This window comes from Lysinibacillus xylanilyticus (genome assembly GCF_001708185.1).
In the GTDB taxonomy this organism is placed as follows: domain Bacteria; phylum Bacillota; class Bacilli; order Bacillales_A; family Planococcaceae; genus Lysinibacillus; species Lysinibacillus xylanilyticus_A.
Genome location: NZ_MDDN01000012.1, coordinates 63,133 through 79,344 on the forward strand (window position 1 = coordinate 63,133; position 16,212 = coordinate 79,344).

Annotated in this window: 14 protein-coding genes; 8 read left to right on the forward strand and 6 right to left on the reverse strand. The window is 37.5% G+C overall.

From position 1 onward, the window contains the following. Nucleotides 1-148: 148 nt before the first annotated feature. The 4 genes from BFJ97_RS17850 to BFJ97_RS17865 all read left to right on the forward strand — a co-directional run bounded on the left by BFJ97_RS17850 (nucleotide 149) and on the right by BFJ97_RS17865 (nucleotide 2,249). Nucleotides 149-544: a YtxH domain-containing protein gene (locus BFJ97_RS17850; RefSeq protein ID WP_068986016.1), complete on the forward strand. Its 396-nt coding sequence runs from the start codon at nucleotides 149-151 to the stop codon at nucleotides 542-544. Nucleotides 545-700: 156 nt separating this feature from the next. After that, nucleotides 701-1,261 (forward strand): HTH-type transcriptional regulator Hpr, encoded by a 561-nt coding sequence (locus BFJ97_RS17855; RefSeq protein WP_068986017.1) that lies wholly within the window; start codon nucleotides 701-703, stop codon nucleotides 1,259-1,261. A gap of 186 nt (nucleotides 1,262-1,447) precedes the next feature. Next, nucleotides 1,448-1,993 carry a DUF3267 domain-containing protein gene (locus tag BFJ97_RS17860; RefSeq protein WP_068986018.1) on the forward strand — a complete coding sequence of 182 codons (546 nt, stop codon included), beginning with the start codon at nucleotides 1,448-1,450 and terminating at the stop codon, nucleotides 1,991-1,993. Between the two features lie 70 nt (nucleotides 1,994-2,063). Further along, entirely contained in the window at nucleotides 2,064-2,249 is a 186-nt protein-coding gene (locus tag BFJ97_RS17865) for a hypothetical protein (protein WP_068986019.1), read from the forward strand. Between the two features lie 391 nt (nucleotides 2,250-2,640). On the opposite strand, the gene BFJ97_RS23825 is transcribed toward BFJ97_RS17865, so the two are convergent. After that, entirely contained in the window at nucleotides 2,641-2,760 is a 120-nt protein-coding gene (locus BFJ97_RS23825; RefSeq protein ID WP_083227091.1) for a YjcZ family sporulation protein, read from the reverse strand. A 144-nt stretch (nucleotides 2,761-2,904) separates the two neighbouring features. Between BFJ97_RS23825 and BFJ97_RS17870 the strand changes: the two genes are divergently transcribed. Next, nucleotides 2,905-3,891: a peptidylprolyl isomerase gene (locus tag BFJ97_RS17870; RefSeq protein WP_068986020.1), complete on the forward strand. Its 987-nt coding sequence runs from the start codon at nucleotides 2,905-2,907 to the stop codon at nucleotides 3,889-3,891. Nucleotides 3,892-4,103: 212 nt separating this feature from the next. On the opposite strand, the gene yhaM is transcribed toward BFJ97_RS17870, so the two are convergent. Genes yhaM through BFJ97_RS17885 form a run of 3 tightly spaced genes read right to left on the reverse strand, consistent with a single transcriptional unit; the run spans nucleotide 4,104 to nucleotide 9,150 of the window. Continuing rightward, nucleotides 4,104-5,042, reverse strand: a complete 939-nt coding sequence (gene yhaM, locus BFJ97_RS17875; protein WP_068986021.1) for a 3'-5' exoribonuclease YhaM — start codon at nucleotides 5,040-5,042, stop codon at nucleotides 4,104-4,106. Beyond that, the gene (locus tag BFJ97_RS17880) at nucleotides 5,039-7,930 is read right to left on the reverse strand and encodes an ATP-binding protein (RefSeq protein ID WP_068986022.1); all 2,892 of its coding nucleotides are present in this window, start codon (nucleotides 7,928-7,930) and stop codon (nucleotides 5,039-5,041) included. Before BFJ97_RS17880 ends, yhaM begins: the two co-directional genes overlap by 4 nt. A 5-nt stretch (nucleotides 7,931-7,935) precedes the next feature. Next, nucleotides 7,936-9,150 carry a metallophosphoesterase family protein gene (locus BFJ97_RS17885; protein WP_068986023.1) on the reverse strand — a complete coding sequence of 405 codons (1,215 nt, stop codon included), beginning with the start codon at nucleotides 9,148-9,150 and terminating at the stop codon, nucleotides 7,936-7,938. 375 nt (nucleotides 9,151-9,525) lie between these two features. Here BFJ97_RS17885 and BFJ97_RS17890 point away from each other — a divergent pair, with 375 nt between their 5' ends. Then, the gene (locus tag BFJ97_RS17890) at nucleotides 9,526-9,711 is read left to right on the forward strand and encodes a YhzD family protein (protein ID WP_068986024.1); all 186 of its coding nucleotides are present in this window, start codon (nucleotides 9,526-9,528) and stop codon (nucleotides 9,709-9,711) included. Between the two features lie 138 nt (nucleotides 9,712-9,849). On the opposite strand, the gene BFJ97_RS17895 is transcribed toward BFJ97_RS17890, so the two are convergent. Then, entirely contained in the window at nucleotides 9,850-10,632 is a 783-nt protein-coding gene (locus BFJ97_RS17895; RefSeq protein ID WP_068986025.1) for an enoyl-CoA hydratase, read from the reverse strand. A gap of 138 nt (nucleotides 10,633-10,770) precedes the next feature. Between BFJ97_RS17895 and trhO the strand changes: the two genes are divergently transcribed. Further along, nucleotides 10,771-11,742: an oxygen-dependent tRNA uridine(34) hydroxylase TrhO gene (gene trhO, locus BFJ97_RS17900; RefSeq protein ID WP_068986026.1), complete on the forward strand. Its 972-nt coding sequence runs from the start codon at nucleotides 10,771-10,773 to the stop codon at nucleotides 11,740-11,742. A gap of 62 nt (nucleotides 11,743-11,804) precedes the next feature. On the opposite strand, the gene BFJ97_RS17905 is transcribed toward trhO, so the two are convergent. After that, complete coding sequence (locus BFJ97_RS17905) at nucleotides 11,805-13,553, reverse strand: FAD-binding dehydrogenase (protein WP_083227092.1); 1,749 nt, start codon at nucleotides 13,551-13,553, stop codon at nucleotides 11,805-11,807. An 878-nt stretch (nucleotides 13,554-14,431) separates the two neighbouring features. On the opposite strand from BFJ97_RS17905, the gene serA reads away from it, so the two are divergent. Then, a complete protein-coding gene (gene serA, locus BFJ97_RS17910; protein ID WP_139114480.1) occupies nucleotides 14,432-16,039 on the forward strand; it encodes a phosphoglycerate dehydrogenase in 1,608 nt (535 codons plus the stop codon). Nucleotides 16,040-16,212: the final 173 nt, after the last annotated feature.

Genomic DNA, 16,212 nt, shown 5'->3' on the forward strand with positions numbered 1-16,212 from the left:
AAGGCTAGAAAATGCACTTTAATCTAACAAAGGAAGCTAAACCGTGATACAAAATCACTCGTTTAGTTTCTTTTTTCTTTTTGTATATGGGCATTTCATGGTTTAATAGTAGATAACACATGACAATTACAGAAATGAGGTATTCGATATGAAAGCAAAACCATTTTTATTTGGACTAGCAGCTGGGATCGTTGGCGGGACAATCGCAGTACTTTTTTCAACTCCTCAATCAGGACAGCAATTACGTGCTAATTTGCGAGCAAATGCTGAAAGTACAAAGGACAAACTTTTAGATGTAAAGCAGCAAGTAGATACAGTGAAACAATCCGTTAATTCACTAACAAATGAAGTGAAAAATAATATACCACAAATAGTAAACGATTTAAAACAAACAATTACTACATTTACAGAAGAAATCGAACCATCAAAGAATAACTTACAACAAGAAATAGAAGCATTACAGAATTCATTAAACGAAATCGAGAAGAATGTCGCACAAATCACAGAAAATGGGAAAAAATCAAAAGAAAAAGTTGTAGACTAAAGTCCTTCTTAACAACCAAAAAATCTATATTTTTATTAAAAACAATTGCTATAATATCATTTTTTAACCACTTTTCAATTTTTTAATTTTTCTAACTTTAAACTTATTTTCTTTATTGCTATAATATTTTTAAAATGTTAAAGAAAGCAGTAGGTGATGGCTTTGTCAGAGGAATTATATACTCAAAAAGAAGCGATGCTTTATAGTCAAAGAATTGCGCAATTATCAAAAGCCTTATGGAAAGCGGTTGAAAAAGATTGGCAGCAATGGATTAAACCCTACGATTTAAATATTAACGAACATCACATTTTATGGATTTCGTATCATTTAAAAGGGGCTTCAATTTCCGATGTAGCAAAATTTGGGGTTATGCACGTTTCGACAGCATTTAATTTTTCAAAGAAGTTAGAAGAGCGTGGATTCCTAAAGTTTTCAAAGCGGGATGACGACAAACGTAATACGTATGTTGAGTTAACAGAAGCAGGTACAGAACTTATTGTTGAAATGAACAGTAATTATCATAATACTTATCATTCTGTGCTCGAAGGCTCGTTAGCTTTAAAAGACCTATATGGTCGCTTCCCAGAATTTTTAGATGTTATGGCTGTTATTCGTAATATATATGGAGAGGACTTCATCGACATCTTTGAGCGTTCCTTCCAACACTTCCGTGATTCCTTTGACACAATGGAAGAACGTTCAACTGTAAAGGGATGAAAGTGAGAACCAAGCGTGCTTTTACGGGCAGTTACTCGTCAAATGTACTGACTTCCGTTGAAAGCAGTTAAAATACATGTAAAAAGAGGTATTTCAGAAATTTCTGAGATACCTCCTTTTTCTTGCATTCTAACATAAATCAATTTACATTAAATAGGACCCTTCCTATTTAGGAGTTGATAAACTATGCATTGTTGGAAAATTTTAAACCTAGAACATCATTACGGAGCAACACGTATTATAATAATGTCTGTATTTGTTTTTTTAACCGTCTTTGCTCTTTCCTATGTAACATTTAATTTATTTAATGACGAGCACTATACAGATCATTTGTTTTGGCTATTTGTTATTGCTATATTAGCACTCTATCCAATTCATAAATTCTTTCACTTTCTAGCATTGTATGATTTACGTCAGCATTTAAAATTGCGTGTGCGTACCCAATTTTATGTTATTCCTGTTCTACACATGCGTATTCAGGAACCTTTATCGAAAAATCGTTATATTTTAGCTTTACTCACGCCATTTATTGTTATAAATACAGGCATTTTAATAGGGACACTGCTATTCCCTGTGTATACCCATTATGGTACATTGCTTTTAGCTTACCATTGTAGTTTATGTTTAATTGATATTCTGTATGTGAAATATTTATTTAATTCACCTAAAGACTCCCAAATTGAAGAAACACCGAAGGGCTATGAAATTTTAGTGCCACCCACTATTCACTAAATTGCTTGTACTTGTGTTTTATTGACGTTTTTTGATATGCTATTAATACTGAAAGAGGGGAGGAATAGACTTGCTATTAATGATTGTAGTTCTATTCTCGGTATTCTATTTATTTCAAATCAACCGCATGACATATGCACTGTGCATGCGACGTGAAATTCCCGAAGAGAAACATCCAAAAATATTCCGAACTATAAATATACTTATTACAATTTTACTTGTCTCATTCTATATTGAAATTTTATATGCAGTATAGTTAGAAAGAAAAGTATATCTACGCCCGTCCGCTTGCATGGAGTAAGTTTGATACCACATATAGCAACTCGTTCTGACCAATCTTATTTTCTGGACGTGACCTCAAGCGTACGGCGTGAAAGTCTTATAATGTAAAAAAAGCTAAGGAGATACCCTTAGCTTTTTTTCTTTTTCCCCCACATATAGCTGGCAGTAAGACGAGACTTCAAACTGATAGGGGTAAACGAGATTAGTTAAGTTGGGAAGCGACTGCCAGTAAATGCCCGATTGGTTCGGGCCACCAGGATGTTGGTCACACAAGCGTTTTCAAAGGATGTGAAAACGCTTGTGTTCCTCTATCCTTTAGGGAGAGGGAAATGAAGCCCTCTCAGAATGAAGTTTTACTTTATCAATTAGTATAGGAACGCTGCACCAACAATAATTAATAAAATAAATAACACAACTATTAAAGCAAAGCTTGAGCCTGAACCATAGCCGCCGCCGCCACCGCCGCCGTATCCTCCGCTGCCCATAACTTCACCCCCTTTCTTTTCTATATCCTATGCGCTTCAAAATTTGAAATATAGGCTATACTCAAGGGGGGAACCATTTTGTTTTTAATACGTTTATGTTATAGTAAGCAATGGACGAAACCACGTTAGGAGAGAATATCTACTATGAAAAAGACAGTTTTATCTGTAACATTAGCTGCTTCGGTATTAGCACTTGGTGCTTGTAGCGGAGGAGACAAAGAAACAGTTGTTACTTCAAAGGCAGGCGACATTTCAGTTGCTGACTTTAATGAAACAGCAAAAACTTTAACAGGCTCAATTGTAATACAACAAATGGTGTCTGAGAAATTATTAGCTGATAAATATGAAGTAACAGATAAAGAAATCCAAAAGGCTTATGACAATATGGCTACACAATTTGGAGGTAACTTTGACCAAGTTCTGCAACAAAGTGGCTTAACTGAAGAAAGCTTTAAAGAAACTTTACGATTCCAACTTCTTCAAGAAAAGGCTTTAAAAGATAAAGCTATTAAAGAAGAAGATGTAAAAAAATATTATGAACAAATGAAAACTGAGTTAAATGGTCGTCATATTTTAGTGGCAGATGAAAAAACAGCTAACGAAGTCATTGCCAAAATTAAAGGCGGCGCTGCTTTTGCGGATGTAGCAAAGGAATACTCAACTGATACTGGCTCTGCTCAAAAAGGCGGAGAGCTAGGCTGGTTCTCTGTTGGCACAATGGTAGATGAATTTAATGATGCTGCTTATGCCCTAGAGTTAAATACATTAAGTAAGCCTGTAAAAACAAGCTTCGGTTACCACGTTATTGAAATTACGGACAAGCGTGATGTAAAAGGTGTTGGCTCATATAAAGAAGAAAAAGATAATATTAGTTCACAAATGCTAGCTAAATTAACGAATTCAGGTGAAGATAAGCAGATCCTTAAAGATATCGTTGCAAATTTAGCTAAGGAAGCTGATGTAAAAACATCTGATAAAGATTTCAAAGCAGCTATAGAGGATCTTTCAACAACAAGTGAAGAACAAGCTAAAAAAGCTGAAGAAGAAGCTAAAAAAGCTGAAGAAAAAGCTGCTAAAGAAAGTAAAGAAGAAAAAGATAACGCTGAAGATACTGAAAAAGAATCTAAATAGTTATTACTGTACTATATGAAAAAGGGTTACGCTGATACAGGCGTAACCCTTTTTATATGCTGTTTCTTTGAAATAAGTTTTCTTGTGAATACATCTGTTGAAGCATATGAAAAGGATTCATTGTGAATGCTATTTCATTTTTTGATTGAAGAGATAAAGCATCACATCTCTTTTACAATCATTCCCCAACTGTGATGAGACTCAAATCTACATTACTTAATAGCCGGCTTATAAAATGATCGATTATCTAGCGGGAAAAGTCTCTCAGTAAATTCACCTGGCGCAGTTTTGCCAAGTGCTCGTGTTAGCATATTCATCTTTGCATCAATATTATCAATGTAATGCAAGATTTCCGCTTCTTGAATCATTGGTTTTTTCGGGCTGCCCCATTCTTCTTTACCATGGTGAGATAGCACCATATGTTGCAATAGCATTACTTCTTCGCCCTCGATCTCTAGTTCACTAGCAATTTTGGCAATTTCATTAACCATAATAGTGATATGGCCAAGTAAATTCCCCTCAACCGTGTACACTGTTGCAACCGGTCCTGATAACTCAACAACTTTGCCAATATCGTGCAAAATAATTCCTGCATATAACAAATCTCGATTTAATGTAGGATATAGATCAGCAATGGCTTTACCGAGTTTCAACATTGATACCATATGATCCAGTAAGCCTGATGCATAATCATGATGATTCTTTGTTGCAGCTGGATAAACTAAAATAGCATCCTGATGTTTTTTAATAGCTGCTCTGGTAATTCGTGATATATTCGGATTTTTAATATCAAAGAAAAATTGTGTCAACTCTTCATATAATTGTTCTTTTGGAGTTGCTGAGGAAGGAACTAAATCATTAATAGCAATTCCCTCCTCTGGTTTTGCTACACGGATCGCTTTTATACGCAATTGACTTTTGCCACGGTAGTCATGAATTTCTCCACCCACACGTACAATTGCCTCAGCTTGGTACATTTTTTCGTGCTCTTCATTTGTATCCCATAGCTTCGCCTCAATATCTCCACTTTTATCTTGTAATAACAGTGACATAAATGGCTTTCCAACTGTGGTAACCCCTTTTGTCGCTTGTTTAATTAATAAAAATTGATCAACCGATTCTCCAACCTGGAGCGTCGTAATACCCTTCATGTTGACGCCACTCCCCTTTCATTTGCTAGTGCTCCTACATCGACAATTTGGTCTTTCTGCCAATGTTCGAGCATCGCGTCATGGCAAGTAAAATATAGAATTTGACGTTCATATCCTACTTCTTTCATTAATTGTACCATTTTGTCTGTACGGTTTCGATCAAAATGGACAAAAGGATCATCCATAATAAATGGAAATGGGGCAGAAGCTGTAAGCGTTTTGGCCAGTGCCATGCGCAATGAAATATAAGCTTGCTCCTTCGTTGCCTGTGATAATTCTGCCATTTGATAACGTAATCCTGAAACATCGTGTGCAACAAAATAGCCTTCATCATTAATTAGAAGCTGATCGTAACGTCCACCTGTTAACAAATTAAACATTGCATTAACTTCTGTCAAAACATGAGGTAATTTTTCTTCTCTTAAGCGGAATAATGTTTCGTGTATGGCAGTAGTCAATGCTTTTTTTGCAGCCCATTGCCCAATCAGCTGCTGCAACACTGATTTCTCTTGTTCAAACTGTTGAAGCAATTGACCATATTTCTCGTCATTCAGAAGATTCTCCTTCTGAATTTGTAGTGTCGCTCGTTGTTCCAAGCAATGATCTATTGCTAACTGCATTGCGCCTCGTTCCTCCTCTAAAGCAAGGAGTTGTTCATGAAGCTGTTCTTCGTCGATTAATGATTGTTTGTTGTCTACATCCAGTGAGACTAGCTGACTCTGAATTGCTTGAAGTTCTGTCTTTATTTTTTGCTGTTGCTCAAATTGTTCATGAATTTCATAATAAACCTTCTCTGATTGAACATTCGCAGCATTAAATAACTGAGTAACTTCAGACTCATAGTTCTCTATATGAGATTGTACACTTTGAATTTTTGTTTGAAGGCTAGCCAACTGCTCTTTTGTTTGTTGGGACACTTGCTGCTCCTGTTGCAAAGTAAGGAGTGCGGTGCGTAAATGCATAAAGATTTCCTGCTCACTATATTCCACCTTTAACACTCGCTGTGCTTGTTCTACTAGCTCATTTTTCTCTGCCTGTATCATTTGTAGAAGGGTACATGTACTCTTCTTCTTCGCTACCAACTCTTGAACACCACGTATGCGCATAAACAGCTCTGGTAATAGTGTTTTTGGTACATTCCCCTCTAGCTTATAGCGCCCTAAAAATTGTTGAAGCGACAGAGTGGCTTCTTCAATTACCAGCTCAGCCTGCTGAATTTTATATTCAAGTTTTACATATTGTCGTTCTTTTTCTTGCTGTTGCTCATTTACATGTAACCATCGATCCTCAAGTCTTTGTTTTTTTAGCAGTATGGTCTGAGCAACATTCTCCTCCTGCTCTAACTCACGTATTTGCTGACTATGTTGTTTACTCGGCGTTTCATGTGCTTGTCTAGCAAATTTTAAATATAAGGTAATGAACAGTGACATAACCACACCTATGACAATTACAGCCATATTTTTTTCCAAAACACCATAAATAAACGCAAGTACACTTATTGCTAACATTATGAATATCAAAACACTTGGTTGTTGCTGTTTCGAGCGTTGTGACCTTCCCAAACGCAACTGTTCGAGCTTTCGCTTACGCTGGGGCCACTGTGCTAAAATATGTTCTTCCTCAGTGGATAATGACTCCTGTTTAAGCTGTTGTTGCTGTTGAGCGATTGTATCTAATTCTGCATGTATTTGTTCTAACGAACGCAGATGAAATTTTAGCTCTTCTTCCGCTTCTTCTAATAGGCTTAACTGCCGTTGAAATTGTTCCTCTTGCTGTAATGATACGGTTTCCTCAAGCAAAATATCCTGAGCTGTTTTTTCCTGTACACCTAATAAACGAAACTGTGCTTCTATTTCTTGTTCAAGTAAATACAGCTCGTCCATTAAGTTCTGTTCCTTCACAACTACCTGATTCCATGTTGCTTCTTTATTCAGAAGTCGAGACATTTCAGAAATAGTTTGCTCGTCCACTATTAACTGCAGTTTATTTTGTAATGCCTGATACTGCTCCTTCAATTGTTCGATTTGTAGTGTTTCATGTACAAGCCGATCCTTTAATTGCTCATAACGCCGGATCCCTTCTGGTGGAAATTGCACATGTTCATAGCTTTTCAGCATCTGCTCAAAAGCCTTTTGCTGTTTCATAAGTGGCATTGCCTGCTTGAGAATTGTTAGCTGTTGCCAATTTTGCTGCTGCGTTTTTTGCTGACTATATAAACCTTCTAGCCTTTGAGCGAGTTGTTGTAATTGCAATAATTTATCCTCAAAGGTCTGAATATTGTCTTGTTCTTGTTTAATTGTGCGTTCCAGCTTTTTTAAATGTTCTAATTTTTGATTAATCAGTGGCACCTTACCTGATTTTTTAAAAAGCTCACTAGCATCTTTGTCCAATTTCTTTTCTAGAGACGATAACTGCTGAATCCCTGTTGTCCCAGAAGCAAGTAATAAATGCGTCAACTCTTCCTCTGACATTTTTTCAATGCCCTGTAGCTCATGTAATGAGAAGGAAAAAATTGACTCAAAGGATGCTCTTGAATAGCCATATAATAGTTTTGCTAGAAGCTCTTCATGCCCTGTTGTCCCGTCTTCGAGATAAACTGTAACATCGCCCACTGCCTTCCCTTTAACACGTTCTATGGTGCATTGCCCATAGGACGGATGCCAAATCGTAAGCTGACCACCAAATTTAGTAGATGTCTTTGGCTCATATTTACGTTGCACCTGTTGCCTCGTAGGAAAACCAAAAAGCATTTGTAAAATAAACTGTTGAATAGTGGTTTTGCCCGCCTCATTCATACCATAAAAAATGGTAACACCTTCATGTAAGGAGATTGTGATGTTTTCATGCTTACCAAAGCCATAAATTCGGATCTTTTGTATCTTTAGCATGTTATTCACACCCTTTGAATTTCTTCTGCTAATAACTCTTGTGCGTTGTGCATTAATTTTTTTATATCCTGCTCTGTTAAAGGCTCAATTAGTCTTGCACCACCAGCATGTTGATACAGATCCTTTAAAATATCCTTCCATTCTGAAAGATCCCATTGCTCCATTAAGTTCATTACAGATTCAGTTGCGGCAGTATGCTCATACGATGCTGACGATTGATGTAACATGAGCTTTTGCACCCAGCACATCGGTTCAATCCCATCCGCTGCTTCTCGAATAGTTTCTAGCCATGTATCTACTGTGGCATATTCAAATAAAGATTGTGATTGTTCATCTATATTTTTTAAGTGGAGCTCAACAACAGATGCCCCATACTCTAAACGATTGTTCGTTAGTGCTTCTTCACATTTTCTTAGTAGTTCATTGGCATGAAACACATTCGTACAATCCACCTCTACCGTGTTATAAACAACAGCAGATGTCGGAACGAATTCCATGTCAGTAGTGTTTTGAGACAAGGTTACATCATAGAAGCCTTTTACTCCCTGCTCTTTCCGATGTCGGCTTTGAATATTGCCAGGATAAACAATCGGTGGATTTTGGTGTAAAAGTTGTCGTTTATGAATATGTCCTAAAGCCCAGTAATGATAGTTTTTTTCAAGAAGTTGATCTTTTGTGAAAGGGGCATAAACATCATGTGTAGTATCGCTAGCCTCACTACCATGAAGCATACCAATATGAATAACATGCTGGTCCTGCGCAACAGGATAACTATCAATCTTTGCTGTCTTTATATGGCGTTCACCATAACTGAAGCCATAAATATTGACTTGTTGACCACGTATGTTTAACTGTACAACACTCGTCTCAGCCGGTAACTCATAAACATTGCTAGGTAAGGCAAAGCGCGTCCAAGCACCATTTAAATGATCGTGATTACCATAGCTTAAAATGACAGGAATATTATGCTGAAAGAGTTTTTCCATCGCCTCTTGAAATCTTCTTTGTGCCTGTAAACTACGATTTTCACCATCATATATATCACCGACAATCAGTAAAAAATCAGGTTTCTCCTGAATGGCTTTCTGAATAATTTTATCAAAGGCTTCAAAAGTACTTGTTCGAATTTTTTTAAAATTATAATCAGGTAAACCAAATAAGCCCTTAAATGGACTATCTAAATGTAAATCTGCCATATGGAAAAAACGAATTTCTGACATCCAATCACCTCAAGTAATAGATAATTTATACCTTGACGTCACAATGTCCAGCTTTTTTTACTAGTGCAATCTTTTATCATTCGCAAAGTAGTATTTAGTACATCAAAGTTGCTACTAAATCATTTTACAATCGCTCTCTGTCTCTTTTTTATGCTGAAACATCCGTGAATCACGCCAAAACCGAATATTTGTTCTATTTTATCACACTTCTCGCTTGATGAGAAATGTATTCATAGAATATTCATCACATCAATAGTATTGCCTTATTTTTTCCACAACTTTCGTAATTTATCAAAATATTCGCTAGTTTTACCGTGAAGTTTATAAACCTTCTATGTATAATGGAAATATATTTAAGTAAAAGGTGGGGTTTGTATGAAGAATTATCGTTTTACGGCTTTCGAACAAACTGGGGAAACATTATTTGATGAAACTTGGACATTCGAAAACGATGAGGCTGCAAAAATTAACGGTCAACAGCAAATCATGGAAAAAGGTGTTGCCGACAAAACTCATCGTCTTGTTAATGCCTCGGGTAAATTAATCTTATTTCATGTCTAATAGTGGCTAGTAAAAGGCACGTAGTAAACTTTACTACGCGCCTTTTACTACTTTGAATTGACTGCCCGTAAATGCCACCATTGGCGAAGACTAATAATCAGTGCGGATGCAGAACCCCCTACTGATTAAAGTTTCACTTTATTTTCCTACAAAAACAGGCGCTCTTTTCTCTACAAATGAATGAATTCCTTCTAAATGATCAGCCGTTTTACGCATTGCTGCTTGTCCCACTGCTTCCATCGATAAAATACTCTCTAATTGAGGTAAATTTTGAGCATGTAGAATTTTTTTAGTCGTAATCATCGATGCAATTGGAGACGCAAGCATTTTTCCAACTAGTTGGTCCGTAATCGCAAAAACAGTCCCATCTGGTGCAACGTAGTCAATTAACCCTTCATCCTGTGCTTCCGATGCAGTCAATACCTTGCCTTCCCAAATCATTTGTTTAGCTTTGACAGTACCCACACGTTCCTTCATAAAGAAATGACCGCCACCATCAGGTATGAGCCCTATACCTATGAAATTCATAGCGAGTTTACTATTTTCACATGCCACAACTATGTCAGCCCCTAACGCTAGACTAAAGCCTAATCCAGCTGATGCTCCATGAACTGCCGCAATGACGATCATAGGTAGCTGGTAATATGCTTTGACAATACGTGTTAAATAAACCATTGCCTCATTAATATTTAGTGGCTTATTTGGATCTAGCATTGCTTTAATATCGCCACCTGCTGAAAAGACTTTTCCTTCCCCGCGAATAACGAGAACTTGTATTTCTTGCTCTTGCTGTAGTGCTTCAAAGCATTCTGCTAGTTCACGCATCATCACATCGTCCATGGCGTTCATGGCATGTGGTCGATTTAATGTTAATGTTGCACGTCGTTCTAATTTCTCTAATGTAATCGTTGAAAATTCCATCCCAACACCCCCAAATATGAATAGTCATTCACTATGTACTATTCGTGTTTTTTTAGAAAACTCCTTCTATCCTACGCAAAATAGTACTTGATATGCTATATTTAAGGAGGAATATTGATTTAAAGGTGGTAAATAATTGTGACACAGAAAGACTATCGTGTATTACTTTATTATAAATATATAGCTATTGAAGACCCTGTGGCATTTGCAGAAGAACATTTAGCAGTTTGTAAAGAAATCGGGCTTCTTGGTCGTATTTTAGTTGGATATGAGGGGATTAATGGAACGGTTTCAGGTACAGTCGAGCAAACTGATGCCTACATGAATCATATGAAGGCAGACCCTCGTTTTAGCGATATTATGTGGAAAATTGATGAAGTTGAAGGGCATGCCTTTAAAAAAATGCATGTGCGCCCTCGTAGAGAGATTGTACACCTTGGTTTGAACGATGATATTAATCCTTTAGAAATAACTGGAGATTATTTATCACCAAAAGAATTTATGGAACGTATGCAGGAAGATCATACAGTAATTATTGATGCACGTAATGATTATGAGTTTGACCTTGGACACTTCCGCGGTGCCATACGTCCAGATATTGAAAATTTCCGTGACCTACCTGCTTGGATGGAGGCTCATAAGGAAGAGTTTGATGGTAAAAAGATTTTAACTTACTGTACAGGCGGTATTCGCTGTGAAAAATTCTCTGGTTGGTTAAAACGTGAAGGCTATGGAGAAAGTGTTGGTCAGTTACACGGTGGAATTGCCACGTATGCTAAAGACCCTGAGGTAAAAGGTCAACTATGGGATGGACAAATGTTTGTCTTCGATAGACGTCGTAGTGTACCGATTAATCAGGTTGAGCATGTGATTGTCGGCAAGGATTTCTTCACTGGAGAACCGACAGAACGTTATACAAACTGCGCAAATCCAGAATGCCATAAATTAATGCTGTGCGAGGAAAAGCACGAGGCCTTTTATATGCGCAGCTGTTCAGACGATTGCCGTCGCGCAGAACGTAACTTCTTCGTTGAAGAAAATGGTTGGACAAAAGAGCAGATTGAGGAACAAATCGCTAAAATCGCTGAGGTTCAAAATTCTTCATTATAATAAAAAAGAGCATCGTCCACTTGTGGGAGATGCTCTTTCATATTCTAAAATTCGTATCACTTTTACAGCTTTTCACTTCCATGCATGTGAGGGTTACTCTTTTCACCCGAGTAATTCTCCCATGTATCAGAGCAGCTTCTTCTCTCACCGGAGCTTTCTAAATTTCCCTTTGCCAAGTAACGCCCTACTTGCCGTCCACTAAATAAACAACCACCAACAAATGTCCCTTCTAAAGCACGGTAACCATGTACACCACCACCACCGAAACCACTCACTTCCCCAGCAGCAAATAAACCCGGTATAGGCTGACCGTCCATGCCCAACACAGCACCATCCAAATTTGTCTGTAAGCCTCCTAATGTTTTACGTGTTAAAATGTTTAATCGCACCGCAATAAGTGGCCAATTTTTTGGTTCTAATATTTTATGTGGCTTGGCAACGCGCACAATTTTATCACCAATATAGTTTCTTGCGCCGTGAATAGCATTAACCTGTAAGTCCTTTGTAAACTTATTGTCCATTTCACGATCCCTTGCTAAAATTTGCTCCTTTATTTTCATAAAATCAAGAAGCTCATTGCCCACCAATTTGTTCATCCCGTCAACTAGCTCCTTTAAATCATTCGCAATAACAAAATCCTCACCATGATTTTTAAATGCCTGAATCGGAGCAGGTGGACCTGGCAAAACACGTTTTAAAACATCACTAATGCTTTTATTTGTTAAATCAGGATTTTGCTCAGAGCCTGATAATGCAAACTCTTTTTCAATAATTTTTTCAGTTAAAATAAACCACGAGTAATCATAGCCTGTTTTTTGAATTGCTTCTAACGTACTTAACGTATCAAAGCCTGGAAAATTCGGAGCGCCAAATCGATTGCCCTCCGCATCAAACCATAATGATGAAGGTCCAGGCAAAATTCGAATACCGTGATTTGGCCAAATAGGATCCCAATTTTTCAAGCCTTCCGTGTAATGCCACATGCGGTCTCGATTAACGATACGCCCTCCCGCATGCTCAGTAATTTCTAGCATTCTGCCATCAACAAAAGCAGGTACACCACTGACCATGTTTTCTGGTGGTGTGCCAAGTCGCGCTGGCCAATTTTTTCTGACCAAATCAAAATTTGCACCTATTCCACCGCTAGCCACAATAACGGCATCCGCTTCATAAGAAAATTCGCCAATACCAAGCCTAGAGCTTTTCTCACCGCGATTTGCATAACTTTGAGCCAAAACAGTTCCACTAATCCCTGCTATTCCTCCATCGTGTTGAATAAACTCATCTACACGATGTCTTGCTTTAAAATCTATATAACCATCCTTAATGGCCTTTTTCACTTTTTCAGCAAAAGGCTTTACGATGCCTGGCCCAGTTCCCCAAACAATATGAAATCTAGGTACCGAATTTCCGTGTCCACCTGCTAATGAGCCCCCACGTTCTGCCCAACCAACGACAGGAAAAAACTTAATTCCTACAGACTTTAACCATTCATATTTTTCACCAGCTGCAAAATCTACATAAGATCTGGCCCATTTATGCGCCCACGAATCCTCATCTTCTAAGCGATCAAAGCCAGCCGTTCCTTGCCAATCCTGCCATGCAAGCTCTTTACTATCTTTAATACCAAGCCTTCTTTGCTCGGGTGAATTCACTAAAAATATACCGCCAAAAGACCAAAATGCCTGTCCCCCTAATGAATTTTCAGGTTCTTGATCTACTAATAAAATTTTTTTCTTTGCATCCGCTAACTCACAGGCAGCGACTAAACCTGCCAGTCCTGCACCGACAATTGCTACATCATACATCATTCTCCCCCCCAAAAATCAATCTTACATTACTTACATTCTTCTCCAATTAATAGTTTACCTTCTACACATCGTATTTTTGACAAAAATGTGACAAGGAAAAAATGTTCGCTTTCCTCCTCAAAACAATGAAAGTTTTACTCAAATAAACTATTTAATCCCAATTATTTCCCATATAATTTTAGACCTTTAAAATTTACTAAACGCCCATGTAATCTGACTTAACACATAACGTTAGCGCTTTCATTGTCCTTTCTAAAAAGACGAACATTAAAGCGACGAAACCAAAATAAAGTTCGCTTTTGGTTATTTTTCAGACTTTTAAAGTGAAGTTTTTTAATCTTTTTTAGAAATATCGTTGACAAAGGTGAACAATAAGGTTTATGATGTTAACAAATTTAATCAACGAAAATATAACGACGGAGACACGCTAGTCGCAAGAAAATCTAAAGAGAGCTGATGGTTGGTGTAAATCAGTGATTTCTACGATAATAGTTCCACTCCTGAATAGATAAGCCGAACATCTCCAAAGTAAGCCTATCCGTCACATGCACGTTACGCATATAGCTAAGACTGCAAGATTTCTTTCAAGCAGTGATTAAGGGTGGTACCGCGAACCAATGTTTTTTCAGCCTTTCGCCCCTTACAACACAATAACTGTGTTTGTAAGGCGCGGAAGGCTTTTTTTATCTTGATTTTGTAACACTTACAAAATCAAGATAAAGCCTCTGGCGGATGTCACGGATTTACGCCAAGGCGAAAAGGAGATTGTTTGTATGCTGTAAGATGTACTATCTCTACAAAATTCAGACTGTTTCGTATATAAAGAACACTAACATTTTTTAATTAAAAGGAGCTAATTACAAATGACTACATTACAAATGACTACTGCAACAAAAGTAATTAACGTATTTATCGCTGACCCACTAAGTGAAGATGGTATTTTCCCACTTCGACAAGAACAAGATTTAGACTTAAATATCATTGTAGACACTGGTCTTGCACCAGAAGAATTAATCGCAAAAATTGCGGATGTAGATGTTTTACTAGTTCGTTCTCAAACAACTGTGACACGCGAAGTAATTGAAGCGGCTAAAAACTTAAAGCTTATCGGACGTGCTGGTGTAGGTGTGGACAATATTGATCTAACTGCTGCAACTGAACATGGTATTATCGTTGTGAATGCACCAGACGGTAACACTAACTCAGCTGCTGAGCACACTATTGCGATGATGACTTCTCTTGCTCGTCACATCCCACAAGCATTCAATACACTTAAAAATGGTAAATGGGATCGCAAATCTTATGTTGGGGTTGAGCTAAAAAATAAAACGTTAGGTGTCGTTGGCTTTGGTCGTATCGGTGTGGAAGTAGCTTATCGTGCAAAAGGTCAACGCATGAACGTTATGGCATACGATCCATTCCTAACGGATGAACGCGCTAAAGAGTTAGGCGTAACAAAATCGACAGTTGAAGAAATTTGTGCAGCAGCAGATTTCATTACAGTACACACACCACTGCTTCCTGAAACACGTAATCTTATTAACAAAGAGAAATTCGCTATGATGAAAGATGGCGTGCGTATCATTAACTGTGCGCGTGGCGGTATTATCAACGAGGATGATTTATATGATGCTATCGTAGAAGGTAAAGTAGCGGGCGCTGCTCTTGACGTATTCGTATCTGAGCCAGCAACAGATCACAAGCTACTTACTTTACCACAAGTAATCGCAACACCTCACTTAGGTGCATCTACAATTGAAGCACAAGAGTCTGTAGCTGTTGACGTATCAAATGACATCATTAAGTTCTATAAAACAGGTACTGTAACTAACCCAGTAAACATGCCATCTATTCCAAAAGAGCTACTTGCACAAGTTGAACCTTTCTTCGAATTAGCTGAAAAGCTTGGTTCATTCTTATCTCAAATTACAATTGAGCCTATAAAAGAAATCAACTTATCTTATGCTGGTGAAGTAGCAAATTATGATGTACGTCCATTAACGTCAAACGCGTTAAAAGGCTTATTATCTAAAAACCACGGTAACCATGTTAATGACGTAAATGCTCGTTACTTATCTGAACGTATCGGCATGAAAATAAATGAACATAAAACAACAACTGCTAAAGGCTTCACTAGCTTAATTACGATTGAAATTAAAACAGCCAATGAAACACACACAGTAGCAGGTACATTATTAAATGGTCTAGGTGCCCGTATTGTCAAAGTTGAAGACTATGTTGTAGACGTTATTCCACAAGGTCACCTTCTTTACATTAAAAATACTGACAAACCAGGAGCAATCGGCCGCGTAGCAACAAGGCTAGCAGAAAAAGATATCAACATCGCAACGATGCAAGTTGGTCGTGCACAAGTTGGTGGTACAGCTGTCATGATGCTAACAATCGACAATGTTGTAACAGACGAAGATTTAACATTTGTTGCACAGCTTGAAAATATTGATGAAGTAAAAGCGATTAACCTATAATATAATTGGTTTCTTAAGCAGGGAGTGCAAATACTCTCTGCTTTTTTTATTGCTCATTATCACCCTCGTTAATGCCGTTGTTCAACTATGTATTGCAATTGCCTTTACATAGCTATATCTTGCATTTAATGCGCATTTTTAGTGAAAGTTTCGATAAAGCTTCAATTTGTTTC

Coding starts and splice junctions, on each gene's coding strand:
- BFJ97_RS17850 (WP_068986016.1), top strand. CDS start 149: ATGAAAGCAAAACCATTTTTATTTGGACTAGCAGCTGGGATCGTTGGC.
- BFJ97_RS17855 (WP_068986017.1), top strand. CDS start 701: ATGGCTTTGTCAGAGGAATTATATACTCAAAAAGAAGCGATGCTTTAT.
- BFJ97_RS17860 (WP_068986018.1), top strand. CDS start 1,448: ATGCATTGTTGGAAAATTTTAAACCTAGAACATCATTACGGAGCAACA.
- BFJ97_RS23825 (WP_083227091.1), bottom strand. CDS start 2,760: ATGGGCAGCGGAGGATACGGCGGCGGTGGCGGCGGCGGCTATGGTTCA.
- BFJ97_RS17870 (WP_068986020.1), top strand. CDS start 2,905: ATGAAAAAGACAGTTTTATCTGTAACATTAGCTGCTTCGGTATTAGCA.
- yhaM (WP_068986021.1), bottom strand. CDS start 5,042: ATGAAGGGTATTACGACGCTCCAGGTTGGAGAATCGGTTGATCAATTT.
- BFJ97_RS17880 (WP_068986022.1), bottom strand. CDS start 7,930: ATGCTAAAGATACAAAAGATCCGAATTTATGGCTTTGGTAAGCATGAA.
- BFJ97_RS17885 (WP_068986023.1), bottom strand. CDS start 9,150: ATGTCAGAAATTCGTTTTTTCCATATGGCAGATTTACATTTAGATAGT.
- BFJ97_RS17890 (WP_068986024.1), top strand. CDS start 9,526: ATGAAGAATTATCGTTTTACGGCTTTCGAACAAACTGGGGAAACATTA.
- BFJ97_RS17895 (WP_068986025.1), bottom strand. CDS start 10,632: ATGGAATTTTCAACGATTACATTAGAGAAATTAGAACGACGTGCAACA.
- BFJ97_RS17905 (WP_083227092.1), bottom strand. CDS start 13,553: ATGATGTATGATGTAGCAATTGTCGGTGCAGGACTGGCAGGTTTAGTC.
- serA (WP_139114480.1), top strand. CDS start 14,432: ATGACTACTGCAACAAAAGTAATTAACGTATTTATCGCTGACCCACTA.